20 protein-coding genes are annotated in these 25,098 nt (G+C 69.2%); 12 read left to right on the forward strand and 8 right to left on the reverse strand.

What is annotated here, in order from left to right; genetic code table 11:
• The first annotated feature begins 16 nt into the window (after positions 1-16).
• The 4 genes from BWI15_RS04635 (at position 17) to BWI15_RS04650 (ending at position 6,048) form a co-directional block, all read left to right on the forward strand.
• Entirely contained in the window at positions 17-481 is a 465-nt protein-coding gene (locus BWI15_RS04635; protein WP_202817571.1) for a S26 family signal peptidase, read from the forward strand.
• 17 nt (positions 482-498) lie between these two features.
• Entirely contained in the window at positions 499-2,283 is a 1,785-nt protein-coding gene (locus tag BWI15_RS04640; protein ID WP_202817572.1) for an ABC transporter ATP-binding protein, read from the forward strand.
• Between the two features lie 44 nt (positions 2,284-2,327).
• On the forward strand, positions 2,328-2,858 hold the full coding sequence (locus BWI15_RS04645; RefSeq protein WP_077013031.1) for a GNAT family N-acetyltransferase: 531 nt from the start codon (positions 2,328-2,330) through the stop codon (positions 2,856-2,858).
• A 61-nt stretch (positions 2,859-2,919) separates the two neighbouring features.
• Positions 2,920-6,048, forward strand: a complete 3,129-nt coding sequence (locus BWI15_RS04650; RefSeq protein WP_077013032.1) for a BTAD domain-containing putative transcriptional regulator — start codon at positions 2,920-2,922, stop codon at positions 6,046-6,048.
• On the opposite strand, the gene BWI15_RS04655 is transcribed toward BWI15_RS04650, so the two are convergent.
• The 6 genes from BWI15_RS04655 to BWI15_RS04680 form a co-directional block, all read right to left on the reverse strand.
• The gene (locus BWI15_RS04655) at positions 6,032-6,781 is read right to left on the reverse strand and encodes an ABC transporter permease (RefSeq protein ID WP_077013033.1); all 750 of its coding nucleotides are present in this window, start codon (positions 6,779-6,781) and stop codon (positions 6,032-6,034) included. The two genes, BWI15_RS04650 and BWI15_RS04655, sit on opposite strands and share 17 nt — an antisense overlap.
• A complete protein-coding gene (locus BWI15_RS04660) occupies positions 6,778-7,713 on the reverse strand; it encodes an ATP-binding cassette domain-containing protein (RefSeq protein WP_077013034.1) in 936 nt (311 codons plus the stop codon). Before BWI15_RS04660 ends, BWI15_RS04655 begins: the two co-directional genes overlap by 4 nt.
• A gap of 102 nt (positions 7,714-7,815) precedes the next feature.
• On the reverse strand, positions 7,816-9,051 hold the full coding sequence (locus tag BWI15_RS04665) for an RNA polymerase sigma factor (protein ID WP_077013035.1): 1,236 nt from the start codon (positions 9,049-9,051) through the stop codon (positions 7,816-7,818).
• 9 nt (positions 9,052-9,060) lie between these two features.
• Entirely contained in the window at positions 9,061-9,477 is a 417-nt protein-coding gene (locus BWI15_RS04670) for a YciI family protein (RefSeq protein ID WP_077013036.1), read from the reverse strand.
• A gap of 99 nt (positions 9,478-9,576) precedes the next feature.
• A complete protein-coding gene (gene helR / locus BWI15_RS04675) occupies positions 9,577-11,733 on the reverse strand; it encodes an RNA polymerase recycling motor ATPase HelR (protein WP_077013037.1) in 2,157 nt (718 codons plus the stop codon).
• A 215-nt stretch (positions 11,734-11,948) separates the two neighbouring features.
• Positions 11,949-12,596: a hypothetical protein gene (locus tag BWI15_RS04680; RefSeq protein ID WP_077013038.1), complete on the reverse strand. Its 648-nt coding sequence runs from the start codon at positions 12,594-12,596 to the stop codon at positions 11,949-11,951.
• Positions 12,597-12,682: 86 nt separating this feature from the next.
• Here BWI15_RS04680 and BWI15_RS04685 point away from each other — a divergent pair, with 86 nt between their 5' ends.
• Together BWI15_RS04685 and BWI15_RS04690 are read left to right on the forward strand one after the other, a co-directional pair.
• Positions 12,683-13,396 carry a transporter substrate-binding domain-containing protein gene (locus BWI15_RS04685; RefSeq protein WP_077013039.1) on the forward strand — a complete coding sequence of 238 codons (714 nt, stop codon included), beginning with the start codon at positions 12,683-12,685 and terminating at the stop codon, positions 13,394-13,396.
• A gap of 375 nt (positions 13,397-13,771) precedes the next feature.
• Positions 13,772-14,740, forward strand: a complete 969-nt coding sequence (locus BWI15_RS04690) for a TerC/Alx family metal homeostasis membrane protein (RefSeq protein ID WP_077013267.1) — start codon at positions 13,772-13,774, stop codon at positions 14,738-14,740.
• On the opposite strand, the gene BWI15_RS04695 is transcribed toward BWI15_RS04690, so the two are convergent.
• Both BWI15_RS04695 and BWI15_RS04700 read right to left on the reverse strand, forming a co-directional pair.
• Positions 14,737-16,014: an MFS transporter gene (locus tag BWI15_RS04695; protein WP_077013040.1), complete on the reverse strand. Its 1,278-nt coding sequence runs from the start codon at positions 16,012-16,014 to the stop codon at positions 14,737-14,739. The two genes, BWI15_RS04690 and BWI15_RS04695, sit on opposite strands and share 4 nt — an antisense overlap.
• A gap of 115 nt (positions 16,015-16,129) precedes the next feature.
• A complete protein-coding gene (locus BWI15_RS04700; RefSeq protein WP_077013041.1) occupies positions 16,130-16,987 on the reverse strand; it encodes a GNAT family N-acetyltransferase in 858 nt (285 codons plus the stop codon).
• A 52-nt stretch (positions 16,988-17,039) separates the two neighbouring features.
• Between BWI15_RS04700 and BWI15_RS04705 the strand changes: the two genes are divergently transcribed.
• The 6 genes from BWI15_RS04705 (at position 17,040) to BWI15_RS04730 (ending at position 25,045) form a co-directional block, all read left to right on the forward strand.
• Positions 17,040-17,951: a phosphotransferase enzyme family protein gene (locus BWI15_RS04705; RefSeq protein ID WP_077013042.1), complete on the forward strand. Its 912-nt coding sequence runs from the start codon at positions 17,040-17,042 to the stop codon at positions 17,949-17,951.
• Positions 17,952-17,963: 12 nt separating this feature from the next.
• Entirely contained in the window at positions 17,964-18,575 is a 612-nt protein-coding gene (locus BWI15_RS04710) for a GNAT family N-acetyltransferase (RefSeq protein WP_077013043.1), read from the forward strand.
• A gap of 433 nt (positions 18,576-19,008) precedes the next feature.
• Positions 19,009-20,007, forward strand: a complete 999-nt coding sequence (locus BWI15_RS04715; protein WP_083750557.1) for an ABC transporter permease — start codon at positions 19,009-19,011, stop codon at positions 20,005-20,007.
• On the forward strand, positions 20,004-20,942 hold the full coding sequence (locus BWI15_RS04720) for a carbohydrate ABC transporter permease (RefSeq protein WP_077013044.1): 939 nt from the start codon (positions 20,004-20,006) through the stop codon (positions 20,940-20,942). Before BWI15_RS04715 ends, BWI15_RS04720 begins: the two co-directional genes overlap by 4 nt.
• A gap of 42 nt (positions 20,943-20,984) precedes the next feature.
• On the forward strand, positions 20,985-22,655 hold the full coding sequence (locus BWI15_RS04725) for an extracellular solute-binding protein (RefSeq protein WP_077013045.1): 1,671 nt from the start codon (positions 20,985-20,987) through the stop codon (positions 22,653-22,655).
• A 98-nt stretch (positions 22,656-22,753) separates the two neighbouring features.
• The gene (locus BWI15_RS04730; protein WP_077013046.1) at positions 22,754-25,045 is read left to right on the forward strand and encodes a glycoside hydrolase family 95 protein; all 2,292 of its coding nucleotides are present in this window, start codon (positions 22,754-22,756) and stop codon (positions 25,043-25,045) included.
• Positions 25,046-25,098 lie beyond the last annotated feature (53 nt).

Here is a 25,098-nt window from a genome sequence, read left to right on the forward strand (position 1 = left end):
GGACCTCGGCAACGCGGTGCTGAAGAGAATTGCCGGCGTCCTCGTCGCGACGACGGGCTTCGTACTGCTCCTGCGGATGCGGCGGCTGGTAGTTGTCGTCGACGTCCAGGGCCCGAGCATGGAACCCACCCTGTACGACGGCGACCGCGTCCTGGTCCGGCGCGCTCCGCTGACCTCGGTCCGCACCGGTGACCTGGTCGTCGTCGCCCGTCCGGGCTCCGCCGACTTCGCGGCGGCGGAGTCCTGGGTGATCAAGCGCGTCGCCGCGACGGCAGGTGAGCACATCCCTGCCGTCATCCGGGACAGCTGGGCCCAGAACGACATCGACTTCGCGGGTTCATTGGTGCCGGAGGGGCGACTGCTCCTGCTCGGGGACAATCCGGCCCGCAGCGGAGACTCCCGGCACTGGGGCTTCACCGCAGGGGACGCCGTACTCGGCGTGGTCGCCAGGTCGATGCGCCGACCCGCAAGGGCCGCATGACGAAGAGCCGGCGCACGGTGCGAGGGCTAGCGCCCGCGGCAACGATGGCCTTTCGGGAAGCACCCGCGCAGCTCGGCCTGCTGAGTGCGATCACCCTGGTCGGGGCGCTGCTGCCAGTCACGGTCACCTGGCTGACCAAGCTGGTCATCGACTCGGTGACCGCAGGCACCGGGATCGACGGACTGCTTCCGATGGCGATCACGCTTGCCGTGCTCGGCGCGCTGACCGCGACGCTGCCGCAGCTCACGGAGTACTTCTCCGCGGAAGCGCAGCGGCGTGTCAGCCGAGCGGCCAAGGACCGGCTGTACCAGGCGGTCAACCGTTTCCCCGGACTCGCCCGGTTCGAGGATCCGCAGTTCCTCAACCAGCTGCGTCTGGCCGAGGCCGCCGACAGTGCTCCGGCGCAGTTGACGATCGCAACGATGCAGCTGGTCAGGAACGTGATCACGGCGCTCAGCCTGTTCGGTGCGCTGTTCGTGATCACGCCGGTCATCGCCGGCATCGTGCTGGTCGCCGCGCTGCCGACCCTGCTGGCCGAACTCGCGCTGGCAAGGCGCCGGGTGAACACCACGATGCGGTTGAGTCCGGACGAACGCCGCGAGCTCTTCTACCAGATGCTGCTGTCCGACGAGCGCGCCAGCAAAGAGATCCGGCTGTTCGGCACCGGCGACTTCCTGCGCGACCGGATGATGCGCACCCTGTCGGGGATTCACGCTGCCCGCCGCGCACTCGACCGCCGGGAATTGTTCGTCCACAGCGGGCTCGAGCTCTTCGCTGCCGTCGTTGCCGGTGCTGGGCTGATCTGGGCGATTCTCGCGGCGGGCCGCGGCGAACTGACCGCGGGCGACATCGCCCTGTTCGTCGCCGCGGTCGCAGGCGTGCAGGTCGCGGTCGGCGGCACAATGGCGTTGCTCGCGCAGATGAACGAACAGTTGATGATCTTCGACCACTACACCGTCGTACTCGGAGCTCCGGCGGAAATGCCCGTGGCGGAACGTCCCGTCGCGACGCCGGAACTGCGCCGTGGGATCGTGCTCGACGATGTCTGGTTCCGCTACGGCGACGACCTGCCGTGGGTGCTGCGCGGGGTGACCGTCACCATCCCGTACGGCATGGCCGTCGGCCTGGTCGGCAAGAACGGCGCGGGCAAGTCCACGATCGTCAAGCTCCTGTGCCGCATGTATGACCCGACCAAGGGCCGGATCACCTGGGACGGCGTCGACCTGCGCGAGCTCGATCCAGCCGAGCTCCGGAAGAGGATCGGCGCGGTGTTCCAGGACTTCATGTCGTACGACCTGACCGCGGCGGAGAACATCGCGCTCGGCGACCTCACCGCGCTGGAGGATTCCGATCGGATCACCGCCGCGGCGACCCAGGCGGACATCCACACCGTCGTCGAACATCTCCCGAACGGCTACCGCACCATGCTCAGCCGGATGTTCGCCGACGACGACGGCTCGGACGGGACCGGGGTCGTTCTCTCCGGCGGACAGTGGCAGCGACTGGCGCTGGCCCGCGCCTTCCTCCGCGCCGACGCGGACCTGCTGATCCTCGACGAGCCGAACGCGGGCCTCGATCCGGAGGCCGAATCCGAGTTGCATGGCAGGATCAGCGCCTTGCGCGCGGGAAGCACCTCGGTCCTGATCTCGCACCGCCTCGGGACTTTGCGCGACGCCGACCTGATCGTCGTCCTGGACGACGGGGCGATCACGGAGACCGGCACCCACACGTCGCTGCTCGCCGGCGGCGGTACCTACGCCCGGCTTTTCACCACGCAGGCGAGGGGTTACCAGAGCCAGTGAGGATCGCCAGGGCAGCGAGCCGGTCGATTGGTAGCTTGACCGGCATGTTCGAAATCGGGCCCTGGCCGCCCGCTCCGATCCAGACCGAGCGGCTGGTGCTGCGGGAGTCCGAGACGCGGGATCGGGCCGCGATCGTCGAGTTGCTTGCTTCGCCGCAGGTCGGCACCTATGTCGGCGGGGCCCAGGCGCGGGACGAGTTGGAGAGCGTCCTGCCCGCGGTGCCTGGGCAGCGGCCCGGGTTCTTCGTGGTGGAGCTCGACGGCGACCTGATCGGCACGGTGACGCTCGATCATCGAGAGTCGGAGCGACCGGGCGGGCCGGAGGGCGGAGAAATCTCGCTCGGCTACCTGTTCCTGCCGAAAGCCTGGGGACGCGGGTACGCCGCCGAGGCGTGTGCCGCGGTGCTCCGATGGTTCGCCGAGGCGCTGCCCGGCGAGCCGGTGGCGTTGTGCACGCAGACCGCCAACGAACGCTCGCTGCGCCTCGCGACCAAGCTGGGCTTCAGCGAGGTCGAGCGGTTCGAGAAGTACGGTGCTGAGCAGTGGTACGGCGTGTGGTCCGCCGGGCCGAGCTGACCGGGCGACGTCCAGGCCCGTGCCGACCGGCGGAGAGACTGTCGCGTGGCAAGATCAGCGGGTGCAGATCGGGATGCTTGGGCCGTTCGAGGTGCGTACCGGCGAGGGCGCTCTGGTCGACGTCCCGGGTGCTCGGCTGCGAGGGCTGCTGATCGCGCTCGCGTTGCGGCCGGGGCAGGTGGTTCCGAAGGGGACGCTGGTCGACTGGATCTGGGGCGAGAACCCGCCGGCGGACGCCGCGAACGCCCTGCAGCGGTTGGTTTCGCGGTTGCGCAAGGTGTTGCCGGACGGCGCGGTGGAGGGACACGCGGAGGGTTACAAGCTCGCGGTCGAGGCCGATGCGGTCGACGCCGTGCGATTCGAGCGGCTGGTGGACCGGGCTCGCCGGCAAGAGGACCCCGAACTGTTGCGCGAGGCTCTCGCACTGTGGCGCGGTGGCGCCATGCAGGACATCGGGCTGCAGGACAGTACGGCGTACGACGCCGCGATCACCCGGCTCGAAGGGCTCCGCCTGGCGGCCCTGGAGGACCGGTACGACGCGGAGATCGCGCTGGGCGACGGCGCCGAACTGGTCACGGAGCTGACCGACCTGGTCGCCGCGCATCCCGTGCGGGAGCGCTTCGTCGCCGCGCTGATGCGGGCCTTGGCCGCCGCCGGCCGCAACGCCGACGCCCTGCAAACCTACGAGCGCACCCGGCAAGCCCTGGCCGACGAGCTGGGAGTCGACCCGTCCCCGGAGCTGTCGGCCGTTCACGTTGCCCTGCTGCGGGGCGAGATGGGGCGCAAGCCGGACGAGCGGAAGACCAACCTGCGCGCCGAGCTGACCAGCTACGTCGGCAAGGACGGCGACATCGCCGTGGTCCGGGACCTCGTCGCCGGGCACCGGCTCACCACCCTGGTCGGGCCAGGCGGCGCGGGAAAGACCCGGCTGGCCACGGAAACCGCCCGCACCCTGCTCGGCGAACTCCCGGACGGCGTGTGGATGGCGGAGCTCGCGCCGATCGGCGTCGACAGCGACGTCGCCCAGGCGGTCCTCACCGCGCTCGGCCTGCGGGACGGGCTGCAGGCCGAGGGGTCGGACCTGGAACCGACGGCCCGGTTCGTCACGGCGTTCCGCGAGCGCGACGCGCTGCTGATCCTGGACAACTGCGAGCACGTGATCGAGTCGGCGGCGGCGTTCGCCCATCGGGTGCTCGGCGAGTGCCACCGGTTGCGCATCCTGGCGACCAGCCGGGAGTCGCTCGGCATCACCGGGGAAGCGCTGTGGCAGGTCGTGCCGTTGGCGTTACCCGCGGGTGACGCCGATCCGGCCGAGATCGAGTCCTCCGCCGCCGTCCAACTGCTGCGGGAAAGGGCGGGCGACGTCCGCAAGGACCTCGCGGCCGATCCGCACACCTCGGCGACGATGGCGCGCGTCTGCCGGGCGCTGGACGGCATGCCGCTGGCGATCGAACTGGCCGCGGCCAGGCTGCGCACGATGTCCCTCGATCAGCTCGCCGACCGCCTCGACGACATCTTCCGGCTGCTGACCGGCGGCAGCCGGACCGCGCTGCCGCGGCAACGCACGCTGCGCGCCGTGATCGACTGGAGCTGGGAACTGCTGAGTGACGCCGAACGGGTGGTCCTGCGCAGGCTCTCGGTGTTCTCCGGTGGCGCCAGCCTGGAAGCTGCCGAGCACGTTTGCAGCGGCGACTCGGTCGAGTCGTGGCAGGTGCTCGAGCTGCTGACCGCCCTGACCGAGAAGTCGCTGGTCGTTGCCGACGGCGACAAAGCTCCGCGGTACCGGCTGCTCGGCACCATCAGGGAGTACGGCGCACAGCGGCTCGCGGAGGCCGGCGAAGCGGACCTCGCCCGTCAAGCGCATCTCGCCTGGTTCACCGAGCTCGCCGAGACCGCGGAGCCGCATCTTCGCCGTGCCGAGCAGCTGGAGTGGCTCGCCGTACTCGCGGCCGATCATGACAACCTCAGCGCCGCGATGCGCGGTGCGATCGCGGCCGGTGAGGCGCAGCAGGCGATGCGGCTCGCTGCGGCCGCCGGGATGTACTGGTGGCTCGGTGGACACAAGGCCGAGGGCAACGATCTGGTGATGGCGGCGACCCGGACGCCCGGTGAGGTGACCGACGAGGTCCGCGCGATGGTGTACGTGATCGTCGTGACGTTCCTGAACTCCGGTCCGGGCGACGAGCACCACGCCGAGGAGTGGATCCACGAGGCGTACCGGATCAGCCGGCGTACTCAGCTCGCTCGTCCCGTGCTCGGCCTGATCGAACCGCTGGAACGCATGCTGCGGTCCCCGGAAGAGGCGCTGACCGCGTGGGAGTCCCCGCTCGGCAGCGAGGATCCCTGGGTCCGCGCGATCGCCCGGCTGCAGCTGGGCAAGGCGCTGGTCGTGTTCGGAAAGGGCGGGCTCGAGGCGGACGCGCACTTCGAGCTGGCGCTGGCCGAGTTCCGGGAGATCGGCGAGCGATTCGGGATCTCGTTCGCGCTCGCGGAGCTGGCCGAGCGGATCGCCGTACGGGGTGACTTCGCGGGCGCTTGCGAGTACTACGACCAGGCGATCGCGGTGGTGATGGAGCTCGGTGCCGTCGACGACGCGGTCCAGAAGTGTTCACGGCAGGCTCAGCTGTACTGGCTGCTCGGGGACACGGAGTCCAGCGACAGGGCGCTCGCCGAGGCGCAACGGCACGCGGAACGCGTCACCTGGCCGGGCGCGCTGGCCATGCTCGCGCTCTCGAAGGCCGAGCTCGCCCGGTGGCGCGGCGACGCGGAGGAGGCGCATCGGCAGCTCGGGGTGGTGGCCACGACGCTGGGCGACGAGGCGGAGCAGCCGCACGTGCGCGCGACGACGGACAGCTTGCTCGGCTACCTCGCCGACGATCTCGCGGTCGCTCGCGAGCACCACGCCTCGGCCTGCCAGGCGGCGGCCCGGTCGGGTCATGTGTCCGTGATCGCGCAGATGCTCGTCGGGGTCGCGGACCTGGCGTTGCGGCGCGAGCAGGACGAACAGGCCGTTCGGTTGCTCGCGGCAAGTATCGCCGTCCGCGGGCTGCCGGACCGGTCCAACCCGGACGAGGCGCGGATCGAGCAGGCAGCACGAAGCCGCCTCGGCGACGCGCGGTACGCCGAGGCGGCTCAGCAGGGCCGGGAGACCAGTTGGCAGGAGTTGGCCGAGGTCACGCTCGCTTCGTGAACGTGGCCGACGCCCACAGGAAGCCGACCAGGGCGATGCCGAGGCACCAGGCCAGCGCGGTCAGCGCGTCGCCGGTGTCCGGCGTACCGTTCAGGAAACCACGCAGGGTCTCGATGATCGGCGTGAACGGCTGGTACTGCGCGAACTGCTTGATGCCCGGCCCCATCTTGTCCGCCGGCACGATCGCGCTGCTGAAGAACGGCAGCATGATCAGCGGCACGGCGGCGAACGCGGCGGTCTCGGGCGACTTCGCCGCCAGGCCGAGCGCGACCGTCAGCCACGCGGTGGCGAAGCCGAGCAGCAGGACCAGACCGATCACGCCGAGCCAGTCGAGCGCACTGGCCGACGGGCTGAAGCCGAGCAGGAACGCGACGCCGACCAGGGCCGCGATGGCGATCAGGTTGGTCAGCACGCTGGCGACGACCTTGCCGGTCAGAACCGCGTGCCGGGGAACGTCCATCACCTTGAACCGGTTGATGATGCCCTTGGTCATGTCGGAGTTCACCGAGACCGCGGTACCGCCCAGTCCGTAACAGACGGCCAGCAGCATCATGCCCGGCGTCGCGTAGTCGATGTAGTCGACCCCGACGCTGAACGCGTCGCCGAGCACGTAGACGAACATGAACAGCATGATCACCGGCATCAGCACGGCGTTGAAGACCGACGTCGGGTTCCGGGCGACGTGCTTGAAATCGCGGCTCAGCATGACCAGCGAGTGGGACTTGGCGCTCATCGCGCTCCTACCTCCGTGGTGTGGCCCGTGAGGGCGAGGAAAACGTCGTCGAGATCGGGGGTGTGCACGGAGAACTCCTCCGCGCTGAGGGAGTACTCGTCGAGCCGGTCGAGCACGTTGCGCAGCGACTTCGTCCCGCCGTCACTGGGCACCCGCAGGGCCAGCGCGTCGTCGTCCCGGCTCGCGTCGGTGAACAGCCGCGCGGCCGCGTCGAGCTCGTCGACACTGGTGAACCGCAGCCGGACGTGCGTCCCGGGGATCTGCCGCTTCAGCTCCTCGGCGGTGCCCTGGGCAACGAGTCGGCCCTGGTCCAGGACGGCGATCCGGTCGGCGAGCTGGTCGGCCTCCTCGAGGTACTGGGTGGTGAGGAAAACGGTCACCCCGTCGGCCACCAGGTCGCGGATGATCGCCCACATCGTGCGCCGGCTGCGCGGGTCGAGCCCGGTCGTCGGCTCGTCGAGAAAGATGATCCGCGGGGTGCCGACCAGCGTCATCGCCAGGTCCAGCTTGCGCCGCATGCCGCCGGAGTACGTCGACGCCGGCTTCTGCGCCGACTCGATCAGCTCGAACCGCTCGAGCAGCTCGGTGACGATCCCCGGGTCAGTGGCCGAGCGGCTCAGGTCCACCATCAGCTGCAGGTTCTCCTGGCCGGTCAGCAACTCGTCCACCGCAGCGAACTGCCCCGTCACACCGATCGCCGCCCGCACCGCCTTCGCGTCGGTCGCGACGTCGTACCCGGCCACCCGCACCGTCCCGGCGTCGGCCTGCGCCAACGTGGTCAGCACGTTCACGGTCGTCGTCTTGCCCGCCCCGTTCGGCCCGAGCAGGGAGTACACCGTCCCCGCCGGAACCTCCAGATCGATGCCGTCGAGCACGACCTTGTCCTTGAAAGCCTTCCGCAGGCCCGAAACCTCGATCGCAGAACTTGTCATGCGAGTACTCTCGGCGCGCCCGCTGACACGCCTCCGCCACGCTGCTGACACGGGTGCTGACACGGCGGGCGCCGCCGTACGTCGTACCGGCAGCAGCCCGAACTAGAGTTCCGCGGCCTTCGACTTCAGTACGGCGCGTTCGGCCTCGTTCGTGCAGAGGTCGGCTGCTTGCAGGTACGCGGCGCGGGCTTCGGCGGGGCGGTCGAGGCGGGTGAGGAGGCCGGCGCGGACGGCGTGCAGGAGGTGGGAGCGGCCGAGGACGCCGTGGGCGAGGTTGTCGACGAGGTCGAGGCCCGCTTGGGGGCCGGAGGCCATTGCCACCGCGGCGGCTCGGTTGAGGTCGATGACGGGGGAGGGGGCGAGTTGGGCGAGGGCCTCGTACAGGCGGACGATGCGGGGCCAGTCGGTGTCGGCGACCGAGACAGCGACAGCGTGGCACTCGGCGATGGCGGCTTGCAGGCCGTAGAAACCGAGGCCTCGGCCGGCTGACACCGCTTGGGCGAGGGCGGCTCGGCCTCGGCGGATGGCGGAGTGGTCCCACAGGTGGCGGTTCTGGTCTTCGAGCAGGACCGGGCGGCCGTCGGCGTCGACGCGGGCGGGGAAGCGGGCGGCGGTCAGTTCCATCAGGGCGAGCAGGCCTTGGACCTCCGGCTCCGGGGTCAGCCGGCTGAGACTGCGGGCCAGGCGGAGCGCCTCGTGCGCCAGGTCGGTCCGGATCCAGGAATCGCCGTGGGAGGCCGACGAGCCTTCGGTGAAGATCAGGTAGATGACGTTGAGCACCGAGCTGAGCCGGCCGGGGCGCTCGGCCGGCTCGGGAACGGCGAACGGGATCTCGGCGGCGGCGATCGTCTTCTTCGCGCGGGTGATCCGGGCCTGGATCGTCGGGACGGGCACGAACAGGGCTTTCGCGATCTCGTCGGTCGTCAGGCCGCCGACGACGCGCAGCGTGAGCGCCACCCGCGCCTCCTTGGACAGGATCGGGTGACACGACGTGAAGATCAGCGCGAGCAGGTCGTCGTCGATCGCGTCGGGGTCGAAGAGGGCGTCCGCGCCGGGAGTCGTGGTGTCGAGATCGCGCGCCAGTACGGCGTACCGCTCGTCGGCGCCGGCGCGCCGCCGGAACGCGTCGATCGCCCGGCGGCGGCCGACCGCCGTGAGCCAGCTGGCCGGCTGGTCGGGGATTCCGCTGGTCGACCAGCTGACCAGTGCCTCGGCGAGGGCCTCCTGCGCGACGTCCTCGGCGAGCGCGAAGTCGCGCGTGTAGCGGGCGAGTGCGCCGACGATGCGGGCGGACTCGCTCCGCCACACCGCCTCGACGGCGCGCCTCGCCTCACTCATCGCTGGCGCTCACAGCTGCCCGGTCGCCTCGCGCCACTTGCGCTCCTTCTGCACCCACGGGTTGTCCTGCGGCAGCTCGTCGATCCCGGTGACACGGCGGATCTCGATCTTCGAGTGCTCGGTGTACGGCATCCGCTTGGCCCACTCGACCGCTTCCTGCCGCGACGCCACCTCGAGGATGTAGTAGCCGCTGAACAGTTCCTTCGTCTCGCCGTACGGGCCGTCGGAGATCACCGGCGCCTCACCGGTGAAGTCGACCACCACGCTCTCCTCGGGGTCGAGCCCCTCGGCGGCCAGCAGCACGCCGGCCCGGATCAACTCGTCGTTGAACCGGCCCATGGTCGTCACGATCTCGTCGAAGTCGACGTCCGCGAAGGTGGCGAACGCCTCGTCGGTCGGCCGCATGATCAGCATGTACTTGCTCATCGGATGTCCCTTTCACTCGGTGGGAGAGGCCACCGCGGCCCCTCTCCACCCCAGGTCGTACGGCCGGAGCCCGAATCGACAGCCCGCCGGAACATCGTGTCAGCTGCTGGTCAGTACGACGAGCTGTCGCGTCGCGCGCGTCATCGCGACGTACCGGTCGACCGCGCCCTCGATGCCGCTGCCGAAGGTCTCCGGATCGATCAGCACGACCAGGTCGAACTCCAGCCCCTTGGCCAGGACCGGCGTCAGGGAACGGATCCGCGGCGTCGCCTCGAAGGCCGGATCGCCGATCACGCAGGCCACACCTTCGGGGTGCTCGGAGGTCCACGCGTCGAGGATCTTGTCCAGGTCGTCGACGGACCCGTGGACGACCGGCAGGCCGCTGGTGCGGATCGACGTCGGCACGTTCGCGTCCGGCAGTACGGCGCGGATGACCGGCTCGGCCTCGGTCATGACCTCCGCGGGCGTGCGGTAGTTGACGGTCAGGCCGGCCAGCTCGACCCGGTCGAGGCCGACACGGTGCAGCCGCTCCTCCCAGCTCTCGGTGAAGCCGTGCCGGGCCTGCGCGCGGTCGCCGACGATCGTGAAGCTGCGCGACGGGTTGCGCAGCAGCAGCATCTGCCACTCGGCATCGGTGAGTTCCTGCGCCTCGTCGACGACGATGTGCGCGAACGGACCGGCCAGCTCGTCCGGGTCTGGCGTCGGCAGCGCACCCTCGTCGACCAGCGCGTCCTGCAGGTCGCCGTGGACCAGACTCTGCACGAGTCCCTCGCCGTCGTCGGCCTGGCGCAGGCGGTCGATCACCTCGGACATCTGCTCGCGTTGCGCCTGAACGGCGGCCGCCCGGCGGCGCTTGCGACGGGACGCTTCCGGGTCGCCCACGCGCTGGCGGGCGGCGTCCAGCAGCGGCAGGTCGGAAACGGTCCACGCGTACGGGTCGTCGCGTTGCAGCAGGCGGACCTCGTCCGGCTCCAGCCACGGAGCACAGCGCCGCAGGTACGCCGGTACGGACCACAGGTCGGCGACCAGGTCGGTCGGCTCGAGCAGTGGCCAGGCCCGGTCGAAGGTGTCACGGAGCTCGTCGTTCAGCAGCAGCGAACGACGGATCTGGTCGACCGACACCTCCTCGTCGTCGTGGTCGACCTTGTCCAGCAAGATCGTCAGCAGCTCCTCCCAGACCAGGTCGCGCGCCTCGTTGTGCGGCGTACCGGCGTCGACGGAACCGAACGCCTCGGCCCAGTCGCCGACGCTGAGGTAGAGGTCGGCCCAGTCGGTCTCGACGACCATCGGCTTGGTCGGCGGCTCCTCGTACAGCGCGGCGGCGGGCTCGATCGCCCCGACCATCGCCGCCGAGGACTTCAGCCGGGCCACCTCGGGGTCGCTCTCGGGACGAGCCGACGCGCCCTCGGGCAGCAGATCGCGCAGCGTGCAGGTCTGGACGCCTTCCTCGCCGAGGCTCGGCAGCACGTCGGACACGTAGGCGAGGTACGGCTGGTGCGGCCCGATGAACAGCACGCCGCCCCGCCGGTGCTCCAGGCGCGGATCGGAGTACAGCAGGTACGCCGACCGGTGCAGTGCGACCACGGTCTTGCCGGTTCCCGGACCGCCGTCGACGACCAGCGCGCCGCGCGAGCCGGCCCGGATGATCGCGTCCTGGTCGGCCTGGATGGTGCCCAGCACGTCGCGCATCCGGTCCGAACGGTTGCCGCCCAGGCTCGCGATGAACGCCGACTGGTCGTCGAGCGCGGCCGCGTGCCCCTCGAAGCCGTCCGAGGTGAACACCTCGTCCCAGTAGTCGCTGATCCGGCCGCGGGTCCAGCGGTACCGGCGGCGGCTGACCAGGCCCATCGGGTTCGCGTGGGTCGCGCCGAAGAACGGCTCGGCGGCGGGGGAGCGCCAGTCGATCAGCAGCCGGCGTCCTTCGGTGTCGGTCAGCCCGAGCCGCCCCACGTACACGGGCTCGTCGTCGCCCTCGGCAACCATGTGCCCCAGGCACAGGTCGAGGCCGAAGCGGCGCAGGGTCCGCAGGCGGGTGGTGAGGCGGTGGATCTCCAGGTCGCGGTCGAGCGCTTCCTGGCCGGTGCCGCCGGGCGTCTTGCGCAGGTCGTCCAGCCGCTCGGTCAGGTCGGTGATCGATGTGTCGAGGCTGGCCGCGATCGCGGCGAAGTGCGCCTCGTCGCGGGCGATCAGCGCGGGGTCGTTCTTGCCCGCGAGGTGGCCGGCAAGCTGGAAGGCACTGGTGGTTCCCAATGACATGGGTGGGGGGTCCCCGTTCACTTGGAAGGTGGTCAGGCCGACGATTGTGAGCCACCAACGGGGCCTTGCGGCAAGTCCCCCCATGAGCTATAAGTTAGACATGGCAAGGAAGATGTCCTCCTTGCCGTTTTTTGTGTCCGCTGTTGTGCGGGCAGCGGAAATATTGCCTCTGGCAAGCTTGATCTGGCGACGGCGCCGCTGATTTCCGCCTGGGGTCAGCGTTCCTGACCCTTGGCGCGGTCGGGCGCGGATGCCGAGCGGGCCGCCCGATCGGACGGCGTGGCGTTGCCGGGTGCGGTGGAGTTGGCAGGCGGACTCGTCGGGTTGTCCGGTGTTCCGAACGCGGCGGTGAAAGCCTTGGTCGTCTGGACGTCCGGCCCGCCGCCGTACTCGCGCCGCTCCCAGGTCGCCGGTTCGTTCAGCTCAGGAATCTCACCGGCGGCCGCGACGCGGTCCAGCCACAGCTCGGTGGACCGCTGCTCCCGCAGCTCCGGGGTCATCAGGGCCTCGAACTCCGGGTCGTTGTAGATCTCGATCGGCGCTCCGGTGAGCGCCTTGGTGCCGGCCACGGTGAGTACGGTCGCGTGCGACCAGCCACCGAAGTACCGGTGGTTGGGATCGGTCCGCTCGACCTCGGTCCCGCGGCCCAGCAGGAGCTTGCGGCTGTCCCGGTCGCTGTTGATCACGACCTTGCCGCCGCGCTGGTACTCGAACCCGGCGCTGGCGAACGGCCGGTCGGGGAACCCGGTGATCCCACCGCCGCGGGCGAGGTGCTTCTTGAGCCACTTGAGGTAGAGCGGCAGAACCTGGGCCGGGTCGGTGATCCGTTCGACCCGGTTCCGGCGGAAGATCTCGAGCGCCATGGCAACTCCTTTCGCTGCGGCCGATGCTACGAACGCCGGAGTTCACTGGCGGTTCTGGTCGAACTGATTGACGTAGGGTCGTCGGCATGGCGACCGACCTGCGTGACGACCTGGCTCCGACCGGTGTTCTGCGGGTTGCGATCAATTTGGGCAATCCGGTGCTCGCGCAGGGCACGCCTGAGGAGCCGACCGGGGTGACGGCCGATATCGCCCGCGAGCTTGCCCGGCGGCTGGAACTGCCGGTCGAGTTCGTGTGCTTCGGCGCGGCGCGGGAGTCGTTCGCGGCACTGGTCGACGGGACGGCGGACCTCGGCTTCCTCGCGATCGAACCGGCTCGCGCCGACCAGGTCGCCTTCACCACGCCGTACGTGGTGATCGAGGGGGTGTACGTCGTACCGGAGGACTCCGCGGTGACCAGCCCGGACGACGTCGACCGGCCCGGGATGCGGATCGGGGTGAAGGAGGGCTCGGCGTACGACCTGTTCCTGACCCGCACCCTCCGGCACGCCACCATCGTCCGCGGCGCCGAAGGCGTCGACCTCTTCGCCGCCGAGAACCTCGACGCCGGCGCCGGCATCCGCCGGCCGGTCGAGGAGTTCGCCGCCCGGACGCCGGGCACCCGCGTGATCCAGGACCGCTTCATGGAGATCCGCCAGGCCGTCTGCGTCCACCGGGACCGCGCCCCCGACACGGTCGTCTGGCTCAGCGATCAGATCGAGGAACTGAAGTCCCATGGTTTCGTCGCGGACTCCTTGCGACGATCCGGCCGCCTGGACGCCACGGTCGCCCCACCCGCCTGACCTTCACCGCCGCGCGGTCACCAGCCCGACACTCTTCCGCACGACGGATACTTCTCGAGCACCACGTCGGTGAAGTGCTCCGCCGAGGGCTTCGTCATCTCCGCATCCAACCACCCTGCCGGGGCCCGTCTGGCCGCCGGGCGGGATTCGGTATACATTGGTGGGTAATAGAATTCCCGTGGAGGGGAGTATTCCCCCGAGCCCGTCCGGTCGTGCCGCGGCACGCCGGGCCGACTCGTCACGGCAGCGTCGTCATCACGGAAGGCCTGGGCGGCCGACCCGGTGCTGCCGGTCCGGACGCGTGCTGCCGGGCGGAAGAGACCTCCGGACCAGTGCTGGCTGTCGTCGTCCGGAGGAACCGTCATGGTCTCTGTCATGTCCCCTGTCGTGTGGGTGCTCACGATCGCCGGTCTGCTGGCGATCGTCGCCTTCGACCTGATTGTGATCGCCCGTCGCAAGCACAGCGTCACGATCAAGGACGCCACCCGATGGGTGCTGTTCTACGTCGGCCTGGCGGCGCTGTTCGCGGTCGGGCTGTTCGTGTTCAGTCCCGGCGCGAGCGGCGGTGAGTTCGTCGCCGGCTACATCACCGAGTACAGCCTCAGCGTCGACAACCTGTTCGTGTTCGTGATCATCATGGCCCGGTTCGCGGTGCCGGCGCCGGCCCAGGACAAGGTGCTCTACATCGGCATCGTGGTCTCGATGCTGCTGCGCGCGGTGTTCATCCTGGCCGGCGCGGCCGCGATCTCGGCGGCCAGCTGGGTGTTCTACCTCTTCGGCGCGTTCCTGGTCTACACCGCGATCCGGCTGGCGCTGGAGGGCGACGACGAGACCGACTTCCAGGAGAACGCCGTCCTGCGCGGCCTGCGCCGGATCCTCCCGCTGACCCACGGCTACGACGGCAGCAGGCTGGTCACCCGCGTCGACGGCCGGCGGATGCTGACCCCGCTGGTGATCGTGATCGCCGCGATCGGCATGGCGAACGTGATCTTCGCGCTCGACTCGATCCCGGCCATCTTCGGCCTCACCCAGGACGCCTACATCGTGCTGACCGCGAACGCCTTCGCACTGATGGGCCTGCGGCAGCTCTACTTCCTGATCGGCGGCCTGCTGGAGCGGGTCATCTACCTGAACGTCGGGCTGTCGGTGATCCTGGCCTTCATCGGCGTCAAGCTGATCATCGAGGCGCTGCACGGCTCGCACATCGACGACATCGGCGCGATCCACCTGCCGCACATCGGCATCGCCACCTCGCTCGGTTTCATCGCCGGCACGCTGCTGGTGACGACGGTGGTCAGCTTGATCAAGTCCGGCTACGACCGCCGCCGGGTGGAGACCGACTAACCCGACCGCGGCTCGGACTCCGGTACGCCGCCCGCCGACTCCGCGACCCCCTCCACCGGTCGAGGCCGCAGCCGAAGATAGAGGAACGGAATCGGCAGCAGGATCAGGCCCGACACCAGCAACGCCGTACGGACCGAAGCGCGACCGGCCAGGGCGCCGAGCGGGGGACCGCCGGCGACCTGGCCGATCGCGTTCGCCTGCGACACCATCGAGATCACCGTGGCGCGCGACGCCGAGTCCAGGTTGCGGTTCAGCCAGGCGGACTCGATCGGTACGGCGATCGTCGTCGCGATCCGGCTCAGCCACATCGCGGCCAGCGCGAGCCAGAGGTTGCCGAGCAGTGCGAACGCGGCGACGCCGGCGAGGTGGATCAGGGCGAGCAGCGCGAGCAGGCCGTTGGGGTGCAGTGCGTTGACGCGCTCGGGGGAGACGCGGTTGACCACGAGCGATCCGATCAGCGACAGCAGGGTGCCGACGAGCGCGAGCGCGGTGAACCAGAACGCCGGGTCCGTCGTACCGAACCAGTCGGGGAAGCTGTGGTCGAGCACGTGCACCGTCCACAACCGGTCGAAGGCCTCGCTGGACAGGCCGCCGATCAGGCTGATCACCACCATGATCCGCACCACCGGTCGGCTGCGCGCGACGCGCAGGCCCTCATGGAACGTGCGACCCAGCTGCCGGAAGGTCTCGCGTTCGGCCCGCGGGGTCGGATGGAAGTTGCGTTCGGGCATGAACAGCGCCAGCCCGAGCGCGAGCAGGATCATCCCGCCACCGGCGACGGCCAGCGGGAGCGTCAAGCTGATCAAACCGAGAGCCCCGGCAGCGACGGTTCCGGCGATCGTCGCGCCGAGCTCCAGCTGCTGACAGCGGACGAACACCCGCCCGACGCGTTGCTCACCGATCTCGTCGGTGATCCAGGCCTGGTCCGCGCCGGAGGTGAAGGTGTAGCCGATGCCCCAGAGCACCTGCGCGACCAGGATCGCGCCGAACGCCGGCACCAGCGCCTGCAGCAGGAATCCGGCGCCGATCAGCACGAACCCGATCACGATCGACAACCGCCGGCTGAACAGGTCGGCGACGATCCCCGTCGGCACCTCGAACAGGAAGCACGCGATCTCGAGCGTCGTACCGACCAGCACCAGTTGCAGCGGATCGAGCCCGACATCCTTGACGTAGTAAACCGCGCTCAACGTGAAGCACAGCGCGAACAGGAAAGCCCACACCGCTTTGAAGGTGTAGTAGGTACGGACCGGCTCGGCGGCCCGGATGCGCATGCCGAGCAGAGTAGGCGAAAACGCCCGGCTCCGCGCCCGAAATAAGCCGGTTGTGCCGCCCACCGAGGGGTACCATCAAAGTGCCTGGCCCGGCCGTTCCCCCGTGATGGTCGGGTCAGGTCTTGTCGTGGACCTGGATCGGTTTGCGGTAGCGGGGCTGGCGGGCGCTGCGGCGGTAGCCGAGGGATTCGTAGAGCGCGACGCTGCCGTTGGGGTTCTCCTCCAGGGTCCAGATTCCGCTGGTGTGAATGCCGTGGTCGAGCAGCTGGGCGTGATTGACGCGCAGCAGCGCGGAGGCGAGACCCTGACGCCGGTACTCCGGCCGTACGCCGACCCACGGGGTGTCGGCGACGCCTTCCTCCTCCTCGGCGCTGATCACCCAGCCGGCCAGCTGATCCCCGGCGTACGCGAGGGTCCACAGTTCGTGGTCGGAGAAGTCGTCGGCGGCCTCGCGCTCGAACTCCTCGAAGGTGTCCTGGACGTAGCCGAGAGACCGGTCGTTGAAGACCGCGGCGTTCGCCTCGAAGATGTCGCGGTGGTGGTCCGCGGAGGCCGCGCGCAACTCGATCCCCTCCGGCAGGTCGACCAGCGGGGCGCCGTCCAGCTCCAGCGTGAGCTGGATCCGGGTGAACGCGATCTCGTAGCCGGCCGCGCGCAGCAGAGCCTCGATGCCCGGGTCGTCGTCGCGGGGGTTGCCGCCATACATCGCGGGTCCGGCGGCGGGATGGGCGGCGAGGTGCTCGCGCGCCTGGTTCTCCTGCCAGGCGAGGATCTCGCGTCCGTGTCCCCGGCCGCGGAAGACCGGTTCGACCCAGCCGAGCAGCAGGTACAGGCGGGTGCCGTCGGCCTCGTCCCACCAGCGCAGCGCCGTACAGCCGACGAGCTTTCCGTTGTCAAGGGCAACGAACTCGGGAGTGAAGCCGGCCCGGACGGCGTCCACGCCGTCGGTCACCTCGATCGCGCGCAGGTCCATGCCCGGCGATTATCCGGGCGCGCGAAGCGGTCCGCACCTGGATAATGGATCGATGCCCACCACGCCGTACGACGTCGCCGCCCAGCTCGGTCTCCCGGTCGTGAAGCTGGAGGAGATCCAAGGCACCGACCTGGCCCATCCCGGCAACGGCAACTGGTTCTTGTGGACCGGCGAGGAGGAGCGCGTCGTCCTGCGCCGATACCACGTTCTTCGCACCGAGCTGGATCTGCTCTTCGAGGCGAAGGTGCTGGCCCACCTCACCGACCGCGGCTGGAACGTGCCCAGCACGGTCGCCGGCCCGATCCGGTACGACGAACGCTTCTGGGCCGCGACCCGGTTCGTCCCCGGGCGGCCCCGGCGCAGCGAGACGCCCGAGCAGCGGGCCGAGCGCGGCGCGGTCCTCGCCCGGCTGCACGCCGACCTGCGCGATCTCGTGCTCGACCTGCCCCAACGCGAGGGGTTCTTCCAGGGCTGCGACCTGGCGGCGATGGGCGACTTCCAGGGCTGGGACCCCGGGGTCGTCGCGCTGCGGGAGCTCCGCCCCGATCTGGCCGACTGGGCCGACGCCGCGATGGCCGCCGGCCGGCAACTCGTTGCCGAGCGCAACCTGCTGGAGCTGCCGCAGGTGATCGTGCACGGCGACTTCGCCGAGTGGAACCTGCACTTCGAGGGTGAGCGGGTCGGTGTGATCGACTTCGACCTCGCGCACCTGGACAGCCGCAGCTGGGAGTTCGTGATGGCGCGCGTGCACCGCTCACCCGAGCTGGTCACCGGTTACCAGCAACAGGCGACCGAGCTCGGCATCCCGTTGTCGGACGAGGAGATCGCCGCGACCGAGCCGCTGGAGCGGGTGTTCCGGGTCAACATGGTGATGGCCGAGCTCTGGACCGGACAGCACACCGGCCGCTTCGACCTGCCGGCGATCGAGAAGCAGCTCGGCCACACCGGCACACCGCGTCCCTGACACACTGCGTCCATGCCGAACCTGAGCACCCCGGTCCTGGCGGCCGGGAGGCTGTCCCGGATGACCCAGCCCCGGCTCGCCGGGACTAGGCGCCACGGTGGAGCGCGCCGTTGGACGAACGGCCTTGGCTCCTTGCGACCGTGGCGCGCCGACGACGTCGCGGCGGTGCGCGAGGCCTTCGGTGACGCGGACATCCAGCGCTGGCACGTCCTGCGGATCGACGACGACGCCGAGGCTCTGGCCTGGGTCGCTCAGTGGGCCCGCCGCTGGTCGGCGGAGGAGGCGGCCAGCTGGGCGATCGTCGGCGACGACGACCGGGCGCTCGGCCAGATCGGCCTGCGCGGCATCGACCTTCCGGAGGCCAAGGCGCACCTTTCGTACTGGGTGCTTGCTTCCGCTCGCGGCCGAGGTCTGGCCGGTCGGGCTGTGAAGGTGCTCACCGAGTGGTCCTTCGGCACGCTCGGGCTGCACCGGCTCTCCCTCGACCACTCGGTGCACAACGAGCAGTCGTGCCGCGTCGCGACCAAGGCCGGGTACCCGCTCGAGGGTGTGCTGCGCGGCTCGATGCTGCACGCCGACGGCTGGCACGACGCCCACGTTCACGGCCGCCTCGCCGGCGACTGACCCGCACGGCATCTCACGCAACGGGAAGTTCTGATGACTTGGGTCCGCAAGTCTTGACATTGAGGCCCCCGGCACAGTTGACTGCGACATAGTTAACGGTAGAAACAAACTGGTCCGGACCGGAGACGACCCACCCAGAACGCCTCCGCCGCCGCCCGTCGTGACGCTCAGATCCCCGGTGCCGCCGCGGGATCCATTGGCGTTTCCCGGCCAGGTCATTTGCTGTCGGCAACTGCTCGGATCCCTTGCCAGGCAGGGTTTCCGCGGGCTTGGTCAACATCGGATAACCACCCGCGTGGTGGCTCTTCCGCAACGCCCGGTTCTGTGTCATTCTCCCGGAGAAGAGTTCCGAGATCCTATCGGATATCGGTTCTGGCGCAGACGGTGCGCACGTCGTCACAGCACGTGGGGGACCAGGAAAGGGATTCGGCGAGTGAGTGGAACGATCGAGGTGAACCCGGCGCCACCGGCTCCGGTGGTGCAGCAGGCGGTGACCAGTGTCCGCCGCCGGCGGCCGAGCCGCCGGACAGCAGCGCGCCGGAGTTTCCGCCGGCACTGGCAGCTTTACCTGCTGATCGTGCTCCCGCTCGCCTACTTCGTGATCTTCAAGTACATCCCGATCTCCAACGCGGTGATCGCGTTCAAGGACTACAGCCCGGTCAAGGGCCCGTGGGGCAGCGAGTGGGTCGGCTTCAAGAACTTCGAGCTGTTCTTCGCCAACCCGGTGTTCTGGACGCTGCTGAAGAACACCTTCGGCCTGGCGCTCTACACCGTGCTGGCCAGCTTCCCGATCCCGATCATCCTGGCGCTGGCACTGAACGAGATCCGCCAGGGCGTGTTCAAGAAGACCGTGCAGCTGGTCACCTACGCGCCGTACTTCATCTCCACCGTCGTGGTGGTCTCGATGACGCTGCTGGTGCTGTCGCCGCGGCTGGGCTTCGTCAACGACGCGATCGGGCTGTTCGGCGTACCGGCGATCGACTTCCTCGGTGATCCGGACTACTTCCGGCACATCTACGTCTGGTCCGACGTCTGGCAGACCACCGGGTACTCCGCGGTGATCTACCTGGCCGCGCTGGCCGGCATCGACCCGGCGCTGCACGAGTCGGCCCGGATCGACGGCGCCAGCCGGCTGCAGCGGATCTGGAACGTCGACCTGCCCGGCATCATGCCGACCGCGGTGATCATCCTGGTGCTCGGCGTCGGCAACATCATGTCGATCGGGTTCGAGAAGGTGTTCCTGCTGCAGAACCCGCTGAACCTGGCCCAGTCCGAGATCATCGCCACCTACGTCTACAAGACGGGTCTGCTGAACGCCGACTTCTCGATGGCGACCGCGATCGGGCTGTTCAACTCCGTGGTCAATCTCTTCCTGCTGGTCGCGGTGAACTTCGCCGCCAAGCGCATCACCGGAAACGGACTCTGGTCATGAGCCTTACCTCGCAAGCCTCCCGCCGGAACCGGGCGAACTCCTCCGAACGCACGACGATCGAGGAGACCCGGACCGACAAGATCTTCCTGATCGGCGTCCGGGTGATGCTCTGGATCGCGCTGATCGCGGTCGCGCTGCCGCTGATCTACATCGTCGCCAGTTCGTTCAGCAGCGCGTCGGCCGTCTCGGCCGGGCGGGTGTTGCTCTGGCCGGTCGAGCCGAGCCTTCGCGCCTACCAGGAGGCGCTCGGCGACCCGGCGATCGTGCGCGGCTACGTCAACTCGATCATCTACGCCGTCGGGGGCACGCTGATCAGCGTCTCGCTGACGATCGCGATCGCCTACCCGCTGTCGCGCAGCACGTTCTTCGGCCGCAACGTGATCATGACCGGGCTGATCTTCACCATGCTGTTCTCCGGCGGCCTGATCCCGACGTACCTGGTGGTGCAGGACCTGCACATGCTCGACACCCGGTGGGCGATGGTGATTCCGAGCGCGATCGGCGTCTGGCAGGTGATCATCGCGCGGACCTTCTTCCGCTCGACGATTCCCGACGAGCTGTACGAGGCGGCCACCCTGGACGGCGCGAGCGACCTGCGATTCCTGTGGTCGGTGGTGCTGCCGCTGTCCAAGCCGGTGATCGCGGTGATCGCGCTGATGTACGTGATCTTCCAGTGGAACAGCTACTTCGACGCGCTGGTCTACCTGAAGGACCCCGCGCTGTACCCGTTGCAGATCGTGCTGCGCAACGTGCTGATCCTCAACAAGTCGGGCGCCGACGCGTCCGACCTGGCCGGGAAGTTGGAGCAGCAACAACTGGCAGCAGTCCTCAAGTACGCGCTGATCGTCGTCTCGACGCTGCCCGTACTCGTCATCTACCCGTTCGTCGCTCGCCACTTCACCAAGGGCGTGATGGTCGGCGCTGTCAAGGGCTAGTCGCCCAGCGGTAGTAAGTCCCCGAGAAAGGAAACAAGGCACATGCGCTCAACCATGGGCAAGGTGGCGGCATTGGCGGTGGCCACCGCACTGGCGGTCGCCGGCTGTTCGTCCGGCGACGACTCGCAGGACGGTGCGGCCAACGAGGTCAGTGCCGATGGCAAGACCGTCATCGACGTCTTCGCCCCGGCCGACCCGACCACGAACCTGGACAGCAACCAGGTCACCAAGATCATCAGCGACAAGTTCAAGATCCAGTTCAAGTGGCAGACCACCACGTTCGACGCCGGCCCGGCCAAGGAGAAGCGGCAGATCGCGCTGGCCAGTGGTGACTACCCCGACCTGTTCCTGCTGATCCCGTGGGTCGACGGCTTCACTCAGGCCGAGGTGCTCAAGCTCGGTGGGCAGGGCGTCGCGCTGCCGCTGGAGCAGCTGATCAAGGACAACGCGCCGAACATCCAGAAGGCGCTGGACTCGAACAAGACACTGAAGGAGATGTCGACCGCACCCGACGGTCACATCTACGCACTGCCGCAGTGGTCGGACTGCTTCCACTGCACCTACCCGGACAAGCTGTGGATCAACAGCGCCTGGCTGAAGAAGCTCAACCTGCAGGTGCCGAAGACCACCGAGGAACTGCGCACGGTCCTGCGCGCGTTCAAGACCCGGGACCCGAACGGCAACGGCAAGGCCGACGAGATCCCGATGAGCACCGACGTCCAGGACAGCAGCCTGCTCGGCTTCTTGATGAACGCCTTCACCTACAACCCGGTCGGCGCGAACAACGGCGTCCGCTCGCTGCTCACGCTGGACGGCGACAAGGTCGTCACGCCGGTGAACAAGCCGGAGTGGAAGGAAGGCCTGAAGTACATCAACTCGCTGTACAAGGAAGGCCTGATCGACCAGGGATCGTTCACCCAGAACGCCGAGGCGCTGCAGGCCCTGGGCAACGACCCGAAGGCGGTCCGGCTCGGTTCGGTGCCGGTGCTCTGGCCCGGGATCTTCGTTCAGCTGGGCTCCAAGGACGGCCGCGACAAGCAGTACGACGCGGTGCCGCCGCTGACCGGTCCCGGTGGCAAGAGCTACACCGGCTACAACTACCCGAGCTCGACCGGCTACACCTTCATGCTGACCAACAAGGCCAGCAAAGAGGCGCAGGTCGCCGCGATCAAGATGCTCGACTACATCTACAGCGACGAGGGCCGCAAGGTCAGCGTGATGGGCCCCGAAGGTGTGGGCTGGGTCAAGCCGCGGCCTGGTGACGTGGCGCTGGACGACAAGACCAAGGTCGGCTACTACCGCAAGGGCGAGACCGAGAAGCCGAAGAACATCTCCTGGGACGCGATGGCGCAGTACAACATCACCCTGCTGTACCGCAACGAGCAGGCCGTGCCGACCGACATCTACAGCGACGCCGGCCTCGAGCGGCGCCTGTTCCAGGCCACCAAGCAGTACGAGGGTCACGAGGACAAGGCGCAGTGGTTCCCGCAGACGTCGGTCTGGCCGGACCCGAACCTGGCCGGTGAGCTCGCCACCCTGCAGACGAACCTGAACAACTACGTCACGCAGAACCAGCTCGCCTTCATCACCGGGTCGAAGAACATCGACACCGGCTGGGACGAGTACGTGAAGGGCCTGGAAGGGACTGGTATGCCGCGGTACCTGGAGATCCAGCAGCAGGCCTACGACAAGTACAAGTCCGGCCCCAAGTAGTTATCTCTGAGCCCCACCCCGGCCGTACCCGGGGAGCCGCCGTCCTGGCTCCCTGGGTACGGCCGCATCTCTGTCAGGCCCCTGGAAGGACACCTGTGATGTCGCACGAGCTGTGGTTCCGTACCCCCGCGCCGGACTGGTTCGAGGCGTTGCCGATCGGCAACGGGCACCTCGGCGGCATGGTGTTCGGGCGGGTGGGCGACGAGCGGATCGCGCTCAACCTGGACGATGTCTGGTCCGGCGACGGGCCGCGCACGCTCCAGGTGACCGACGGCCCGGCCGTGCTGGCCGACGTACGCCGGCTGCTGCTGGAGGACGGCGACCGGCTCGCGGCGACGGAACGGACGCGCGCGTTGCAGGGACCGCTGGTCGAGTCGTACCAGCCGCTAGGCGATCTGCTGATCACGACACCGCACGGCGAGGTCGAGAACTACCGGCGCAGCCTCGACCTGCGGACCGGGATCGCCGCGATCGACTACACCCAAGGCGGCGTGGAGTTTCGGCGGGAGAGCTACGTGTCGACGCCCGACCAGGTCCTCGTCTGGACGGTCACCGCCGACGCGCCGGGATCGGTCGACCTGGCGGCCGCGCTGACCAGTGTGCACCCGGTCGATCCGTCGGTGGTGGACAGCCGAACCGTGGGGATCACCGGGCGGGCGCCGTCCGACCTGACGATCGAGTACCGCGACAGCCCGGACCCGATCCGGTACGAGGACGGCCGGGGGATCGGGTTCGGCGTCGTGCTGCGGGCCTTCACCGAGGGTGGCACGCTCAGCGTGGGACAGGACGGCATCACCGTCGAGGGTGCGGACTCGGTCACGCTGGTGCTGTCCGCCGCGAGCAGCTTCCGGGGCTGGTCGATCCCGCCGGGCCGGGAGTTGCCGCTGCCGGAGGCCGTACGGCTGGTGGATGCCGTTGCCTTGGACAAGCTTCGGCAACGACACCAGGACGATCATGTCGCACTGTTCGACCGGGCCGGACTCACCCTCGGTACGCAGGTCGACCTGCCGACCGACGAGCGTGTGCGCGCGGTCGGTGCCGGAGGCGATGACCCCGACCTGGCCGCGGTGATCTTCGCCTTCGGCCGGTACTTGCTGATGGCATCGTCACGCCCGGGAACCCAGGCAGCCAACCTGCAGGGGATCTGGAACCAGGACCGGCGCCCGATGTGGGCCAGCGACTGGACCAACAACATCAACACCCAGATGAACTACTGGCTCGCTGACGTGACCGGGCTGGGTGAGTGCTTCGAACCGCTGACCGGCCTGCTCGAAGGGCTCGCCGAGTCGGGCCGCGAGACCGCCCGCATCCTGTACGACGCGCCGGGCTGGGTGTCGCACCACAACGCCGACCTCTGGCGCGCGACCTGGCCGGTCGGCGACGGGGGAGACGACCCGGTGTGGTCGATGGCCGCAACCTGCGGAGTCTGGCTGTCGGCCCATCTGATGGAGCACTACCGGTTCCGCCCCGACGAAACCTGGCTGCGTGACCGTGCCTACCCGATCCTGGCCGGCGCCGCGGAGTTCGTGCTCTCGATGCTCGTCGAGGACCGCGACGGGCGGCTGCAGTTCATCCCGTCGACGGCGCCCGAGCACCACTTCCTGCTGCCGTCGGGGGCCAAGGCGTCGGTCGACCTGACCTCGACGTACGACCTGTGGCTGATCCGTGAGTTGATCGCGAACCTGGTCGAGGCGGAAACCGCGCTCGGCCTGTCCTCCGACCTCGCGGCCCGTGGCTCGGCGGCGGTCGCCCGGTTGCCCGATATCGGATTCGCCGAGGACGGACGGCTGCTGGAGTGGCCGACCGACTGGCCGCCCTCGGAGTTCGACCACCGGCACCAGTCCCACCTCTACGGGCTGTACCCGGGCGCCCAGATCGACCCGGCCCGTACGCCGGAGTGGGCGGACGGCGTCCGCAAGTCGCTCGCGCTGCGCACCTCCGGCCGACCGGCCGGCGGCTGGACGAGCGCCTGGCTGATCGCGCTGTACGCCCGACTGTACGAGCCGCAGAAGGCGGCCGACGTCGTCCGCGACTACACCAGCCGCCTGGTCGCCGGCAGCCTGCTCCACCGCGACGGTGACATCTTCCAGATCGACGCCAACCTCGGCCTGACCGGGGCGATCGCCGAACTGCTGATCCAGAGTCATACCGACGTGATCCGCCTCCTGCCGGCTCTTCCCGCCGAGTGGCCTGACGGCTCGTTCCACGGCCTTCGCGCCCGCGGCGGCCTCTCCTTCGACGTGACGTGGCGCGACGGACGGATCACCGAGGCGATGGTCCGGGCCGACGGTCCCGGCCGCTTCCGGATCGCCGTCGGCGCGACCGCCGAACCGGTCGAGCTCGATCTGGTGGCGGGGCAGCAGGTTCGGGTGGTCGGTGCCGCGGAATAACCGGTCCGTTGCTAGAGTTGACGTGTCAACCTAGTATTCGAGACGAGAAGGCG

Source organism: Kribbella sp. ALI-6-A (assembly GCF_001984195.1).
Classification (GTDB): domain Bacteria; phylum Actinomycetota; class Actinomycetes; order Propionibacteriales; family Kribbellaceae; genus Kribbella.